At 69.7% G+C, this 5,813-nt stretch carries 6 protein-coding genes; 2 read left to right on the top strand and 4 right to left on the bottom strand.

All coding sequences use genetic code 11. From position 1 onward, the window contains the following. Positions 1 to 490, top strand: a 490-nt coding sequence (locus tag F9K34_RS16480; RefSeq protein ID WP_291338207.1) for a transglutaminase-like cysteine peptidase, incomplete at its 5' end; no start/stop codon positions are given. A gap of 5 nt (positions 491 to 495) precedes the next feature. On the opposite strand, the gene F9K34_RS16475 is transcribed toward F9K34_RS16480, so the two are convergent. The 3 genes from F9K34_RS16475 to F9K34_RS16465 form a co-directional block, all read right to left on the bottom strand. Beyond that, positions 496 to 849, bottom strand: coding sequence for a hypothetical protein (locus F9K34_RS16475; RefSeq protein WP_291338206.1), 354 nt, complete (start codon positions 847 to 849; stop codon positions 496 to 498). Between the two features lie 217 nt (positions 850 to 1,066). Continuing rightward, on the bottom strand, positions 1,067 to 1,987 hold the full coding sequence (locus tag F9K34_RS16470) for a hypothetical protein (protein ID WP_291338205.1): 921 nt from the start codon (positions 1,985 to 1,987) through the stop codon (positions 1,067 to 1,069). Between the two features lie 2 nt (positions 1,988 to 1,989). Beyond that, positions 1,990 to 3,042 carry a Gfo/Idh/MocA family protein gene (locus F9K34_RS16465; RefSeq protein WP_291338204.1) on the bottom strand — a complete coding sequence of 351 codons (1,053 nt, stop codon included), beginning with the start codon at positions 3,040 to 3,042 and terminating at the stop codon, positions 1,990 to 1,992. A 163-nt stretch (positions 3,043 to 3,205) separates the two neighbouring features. Here F9K34_RS16465 and F9K34_RS16460 point away from each other — a divergent pair, with 163 nt between their 5' ends. After that, positions 3,206 to 4,273, top strand: coding sequence for an NAD-dependent epimerase/dehydratase family protein (locus tag F9K34_RS16460; RefSeq protein ID WP_291338203.1), 1,068 nt, complete (start codon positions 3,206 to 3,208; stop codon positions 4,271 to 4,273). 13 nt (positions 4,274 to 4,286) lie between these two features. On the opposite strand, the gene F9K34_RS16455 is transcribed toward F9K34_RS16460, so the two are convergent. Beyond that, complete coding sequence (locus F9K34_RS16455) at positions 4,287 to 5,426, bottom strand: glycosyltransferase family 4 protein (protein WP_291338202.1); 1,140 nt, start codon at positions 5,424 to 5,426, stop codon at positions 4,287 to 4,289. Positions 5,427 to 5,813 lie beyond the last annotated feature (387 nt).

Below are 5,813 nucleotides of genomic sequence, written 5' to 3'. Positions count from 1 at the left end.
GAGCGGGTCGGGCGACCTGTGCTCCCGCTACCGCTGGGCCTGCGCTGCGAGCCGGGGGCGGACCGTTGCGCCCGACAGCGCCCTCACCGTCGCCAACGGCGTCAACCGCGAGGTCAACGCCACGGTGCGCGAGGTGACGGACCTGAGCCAGTATGGCCGCGATGACCTCTGGGACCTGCCCACGCCCCGCGGCGGCGATTGCGAGGACTTCGTTCTGGCGAAGAAGCAGAGGCTCATCCAGGCCGGCGTTCCGGCCGGGGCCCTGCTCATCGCGACCGTCCTCGACCGGCGCCGCGACCATCACGCCGTGCTGGTCCTGAGGACCGCGGCGCAGGATCTCGTGCTCGACAACCTCACCGACCGGATGCTGCCCTGGCATCGAACCGGATACAGCTTCCTCAGGATGCAGGACCCGAACGACCCCCGCCGCTGGAACGCCATCGCCGCCGGCGGCATCTTCGGCCCCGTGGCCAGTTCCGCCGGCAGCTGAGCGCCTCAGATCCCCTTTTCGCCGCCCTCGTCTTCGGAACCGCGGCCCGGGCTGCGATCATTGTCATTGTCGCGCGGCGCCCGCGGCAAGGCGACCGACGCGGTCGCGCCGTCCGAGAGCGTGGCGGCCACGGCCGGGCAGGCTTGCAAGGCATAAGCCAGAAGCACCGGGAAATCGGCGCTGCGCTGGAGGTGCCGGATCTCGGTGCGGCTGAACTCCGTCCGCTGGCAAAGGAACTCCGCCTGCTGCTTCTGCGCGTTGGTCATGCGCGGCGCGGCCTCGGCGAGGCTCGCAGGCCCCGCCGCCACGGCAGCGGCAAGAAACGACGCGCGAACCGCGCGCCCAGAGATACTGGTCATCATTGCTCTATCCTCTTTTCCGACCCCTCGGCGTGCCCCACGCCGGGCCGGATTGTTTTTCACCCACATGCGGTGCATTGGCACAGCCGGCATGGAATGTGGCGTGAAAACCGCGAGACCATGGCGGAATTGTGGCACATGTTGCGAAAATGCAGACAATCACCGCCAGATGCGGTGACCATCGCCGAAAACCGCTGGCCTCCGGCCGCTCCCGGCCTCAGGCGCGCCGGGTGATGTAGCCCCAGACCTCGCCCACGGTCCAGGCCGTCGTCAGGATCACCACATAGGGCAGCGCCTTCAGGTAGCGCATGCCCCGCCCCTTGCGCCGCTGCGTCAGCCCATGCCGCAGCCAGAGCACCGGCGGGATGAGCGGGCTGAGCAGGATGTATTTCCACCGCTGCCCTTCCGACATCGTCAAGGTGCGGATCTGGCCGAAGAGCCTTCCCCAATGGAAGCGTTCGTGGATCATGTAGCCGAGCGGCGTCTTCGGACGGCCATGGAAGATCACGACGCGGTCGGAAAGCCAGAGCGTCTCGCCTCGCGCCATCAGCGCCTCGTGCACGATCGGCTCGTGGTAGCGCTCGGTCCAGAGGTCGCGGGTCGCCTCCAGCGCCTCGCGCGTGTAGCTCACGTTCACGTCGGAAATCCAGGTCGCGGGGCCATTCGTCACCGGCAGGCCATACTGGCTGAAGTCGGTGACATAGAAGGTCCAGTTGAGCGCGCTTGCCGGTTCCCGGCACTCGATCGCGCCGCCGACGACGGCGGCCCCGGTTTCCTTGTGCAGGTCCACGACGGCCCGCGCCCAGTCGGCGCGCGGATGGCCGCGGTCTTCGAGGATGGCGAGGTAGCGCCCCTTCGCATCCTTCAGCCCGAAGGATTTGCGCCGGTCGTAGAGCTCGTGCCGCCCCGCCTCGGTCGTGACCGGATGCTCGGTCGCGACATGGCCCATGTCGAGGAAGCGCACCGCCGGGAACTCGTCCCGCATGGCAGGCACTTCCGGGCAGGTCTGGTCGTAGGGCACGATGATCTCGTGCGCGGGCGCGTCCTCGAAGGCGAGCGCGGCGCGGAGGAAGTCCTTCAGGTAATCGCCGCCGTCGATGATGGCGACGACGATGGAAAGCTCGGGCGTCTCGCGCATCGTCACACCTTCATTGGACCGAGGTCTTCGAGCTTCACCGGAAGCCCGGTGCGGCTGCTTTCCGGCACCATCGTCGCGATCTCGACCGCCCGCAGCGCGGCATGCCCGTCGGCGATCCTGAGGCCCTCGCGCCCCTCGACGAGGCCGACGAAATCGGAAAGCTCGTCCTGGAAGGACTTGAGCGCCGTCGTCTTCCACGACTTCAGCTTTTCCCGGACCTTGATGTCGAAATAGGTCTTCCTGACCCGTCGCTTCGCGCCGCCGGGCTTGTCCATGGTGATCAGGAGGTTTTCCATCGGCGCGTACTGGCCCCGCACCATGCCCCTGCTGCCATAGACCTCGACGGCGCTCATGTAGCCTTTCCAGTCGGTCCAGGTGGCGTGGTAGGTGGCGGCAAGCCCCGAGGGCGACCGGAAGATCGCCATCGCGTTGTCCTCCGACCCCGGCACGTTCCAGACCCGGTTGGTGGCGACACCATAGACCTCGGTGATCTCGCCCATGAGGTGGCGGGCCATGTCGGTCATGTGGATGCCGACGTCCCACATCGCGCCGCCGCCCGACTTCTCGGCCCGGTATTCCCAGTCGTGCGCGAAGTGGTGCAGCCCGTCATGCGCGCCGTAGATGCGGAGATGGTCGATCTGCCCGATCTGGCCGCTCTCGATCACGTCCTTCACGTAGGAAAAGGCCGGATAGTAGCGCATGTTGAAGCCGGCGCCGAGGTGGCGCCCGGCCGCCTTCGCCGCATCAAGGATCCGGCGGCTTGCCGCCAGCGTCGGCGCGAGCGGCTTCTCCGAAAGGACGTGCAGTCCCGCCTTGAACGCCGCAAGGCAGAGCGGTTCGCGCACGAAGGCGGGGGTGGAGATCACCACCGCGTCCATCGGAACGGCGAGGAAGGCGTCGAGGTCGGTGAAGGCGGGCGCGCCGTTGGCGAACTCCTTCGCCTTCTCCATGGCCATGTCCATGACGGCGGCGAGCTCCGTCCGCGGCTCTGCCAGGATCGTCGCCACACGCATCTGGCCGATCTTCCCGGCCGCTCCGATTACCCCGATCCGCATCCCCGCTCCCCGCGCCGGCCGAGGCCGGCGCTCAGCAATCGCCCAAACGAATGCAGGGCAGCTAGCATGGCGATCGGATTCGGGCCAGCCTGCGCCCCGGACGCGGGTTCCAAAGGCGCGCGCCTGTGGCTATTCTGCGCCGCAGCGGCGGAAGGGTGAAAGCATGGAAACAGCACTTGCGGGGCGCCAGGTCTTCGTCACCGGCGCCACCGGCTTCATCGGCCGCAGGCTGGTCGCGGCACTGGTCGCCGCCGGGGCCGATGTCGGCGTCCTGACCCGCAGCCGCTCGGGCCTCAGGGACCTGCCGAAGGGGGTCCGCCCGGTGATTGCCGCGCTCGCGGACGAGGCGGCCCTGGCCCGCGCCCTTGCCGGGACCTCGGTTCTCTTCAACCTCGCCTACGACGTGCGCGCCACGGCCGCCGCGAACCTCGTGGGCTTCGACCGGCTCCTGTCGGCTGCGCGCGGCGCGCGCGTCGGGCGCATCGTCCATCTCAGTTCCATCGTCGTCTACGATGCCTGGCCGGCGGCGGACTGCACCGAGGCGGGCAGCACCGGCCGCCCCGGCGGAAGCGCCTACCGGCAGGCCAAGATCGCAATGGAAAAGCGGCTCCTGGCGCAGCCGCTGCCGGCCGCGATCCTTCAACCCACCATCGTCTACGGCCCCGGCTCCGCGCTCTGGACGGACGGATTCGCCACCGCGCTCCTCGGCGGGGGCGTGGTGCTGCCGGAGCCCGAGGGGCTCTGCAACGGCGTCTTCGTCGAGGATGTCGTGCAGGCCTGCCTGAAAGCCGCGACGCTGCCCGACCTCGGCCGCGAGCGTTTCGTGATATCGGGGCCGGCCCCCTTCCCCTGGTCGGCCTTGCTTCAGGGCTACGCACGGGCGCTCGGAAGGGGCGAGGTGAGCCGCGCGCCGGTGGCCGACCTCCTGGCGCGGCTCGGGCCGAAACCGGACGAGACGACCGACCGCCCGCCCTCCGCCGCTGCGAGGGTCAGCGCGATGCTCCGCCGCGCGATCGGCCACCGGCGCTTCGAGGCGCTGACGGGCGCGGTCCGGCGCCGCAGCGGGAAAGTGCGGCGGCTGGAGCCCGACCACCACCTCCTCGAGGAATTCACCGGCCGCGGCACCTGCCGGATCGACCACGCCCGCACCCGGCTCGGCTACGCGCCGCAATACGACCTCGCCGCGGGGCTTGCCGCGACAGCCGACCATCTGAAACGGATGGCTCGGTAGGGCCGCCGCGCCGCTATCCGCGCCACGCCAGCCCGTCATAGGTCTCCTCGAACTGCCGGTGCACCCAGTCGGGGTCGAACCGGTCGAGCTTCGAGCGTTCCAGGGCCGCGCGCCCCATCGCCTTGCGCAGGGCATCGTCCGCGATGATCCGGCCCACCGCCTCGGCGATGGCCGCCACATCGCCCACCGGCACCACCGCGCCCACCTGATCGTCGATGAGTTCCACCACGCCCGAACAGGCCGTCGCCACCGCCGGGATGCCCGCCTGGAAGGCCTCGACGATGGAGAAGGGCAAGGCCTCCCATCGCGAGGTGAGGAGAAAGATGTCGGAGGCACGGAGGTAGAGGTGCGGGCGGCTCACCCGGCCAAGGAAGCGGACGTGCCGGTCCACCCCCAGCGCGCGGGCCTGCGCCTTCAGCTTCGCCTCGTCCACCCCGTCGCCGGCCACGGCGAAGCGCACGCCCGGATGGTCCTTCACGATGCGCTGGGCCGCCTCGATGAGGATGTCGATGCCCTTCTGGTACTCGAGCCGCGCCAGCGTCACGACCACCCGGTCGCCATCACCCAGAAGCTCGCGCCTGAGCGCCGCGATCTCCTCGGGCGCATCGTCCGGCGGCGGCGCCACGCCGAGCCCCAGGACCTTCAGCTTCGCGCGCGGCACGCCGCCGATCTTCTCGAGGTCCTCGGCCGACCGGTGCGAGGGCGTGATGACGAGGTCGGCCGCCCGCGCGATGCCGCCGAAGGAGGCGATGCGCGAGGGTTCCGAGCCGTGATAGGTCACGGCGAGCGGAATTCCGAGCCCCTTCCGCGCCAGGTTCGCCACCAGCGCGGGCGCGGATTCGTGGGCATGGATCAGATCCACGCGGTTCCGCTTCAGCCAGCGGCGGAGCGTCCAGACCGCGCGGGCCAGGTTCATCAGCCGCGCGGGGAGCGAGCCGCCGATGCCCGAGACATACTTCGTCGGAAGTTCCAGGTAGTCCGGCTCGGTATCCTTGCCCGCCCAGAAGGAACTCGTGCCGCCGAGGGTGATGCGGTGGCCCTGCCCCCGCATCCAGTCGCGCAGCGCGAGCACGTGCTTGGTAATGCCTCCGACGCCGAATTCCGTCTGCATTTCGAGCACGTGGAGCGGTCGTCGCGTCGTGTCCCTCGCCATGATGCCGCCCCCTGAAACCCGGTCGTGAAATCCAACCCGTGCTTATCGCATGCCAGGGGCTCGCGCACGTCCTGGCTGTCGAAATCCCGAGACCTGTGCCGGATCGGAAACGAAACCGCCGCCCTCGGCGGTTTCTCCCTTTCCCGCGCCGAAGGGCGGGCGGCCATCTCCTTCCGCTTGGGGGCCGCCCCGGATTGCACTAGGAAGAAGGCAGGCAGGAGCAGGGCGGGCATGACCATTCACGTCGGCATCGACGGAAGCGCTTGGGACAACGAACGCGGCTTCGGCCGGTTCGCCCGCAGCCTCGTTTCCGCGCTCGCCGCGCGGCGCACGGGCTTTCGCTACACGCTCGTCTGCGACCGCCTGCCGGAACGGCCGGTGCCCGCC

Origin of the sequence: Albidovulum sp., from assembly GCF_008933605.1 — a bacterium.
Taxonomy (GTDB): Bacteria; Pseudomonadota; Alphaproteobacteria; order Rhodobacterales; family Rhodobacteraceae; genus Albidovulum.
This window is presented reverse-complemented; position numbering and strand designations above follow the sequence as displayed.

Coding starts and splice junctions, on each gene's coding strand:
- F9K34_RS16460 (WP_291338203.1), top strand. CDS start 3,206: ATGGAAACAGCACTTGCGGGGCGCCAGGTCTTCGTCACCGGCGCCACC.
- F9K34_RS16455 (WP_291338202.1), bottom strand. CDS start 5,426: ATGGCGAGGGACACGACGCGACGACCGCTCCACGTGCTCGAAATGCAG.
- F9K34_RS16465 (WP_291338204.1), bottom strand. CDS start 3,042: ATGCGGATCGGGGTAATCGGAGCGGCCGGGAAGATCGGCCAGATGCGT.
- F9K34_RS16470 (WP_291338205.1), bottom strand. CDS start 1,987: ATGCGCGAGACGCCCGAGCTTTCCATCGTCGTCGCCATCATCGACGGC.
- F9K34_RS16475 (WP_291338206.1), bottom strand. CDS start 849: ATGACCAGTATCTCTGGGCGCGCGGTTCGCGCGTCGTTTCTTGCCGCT.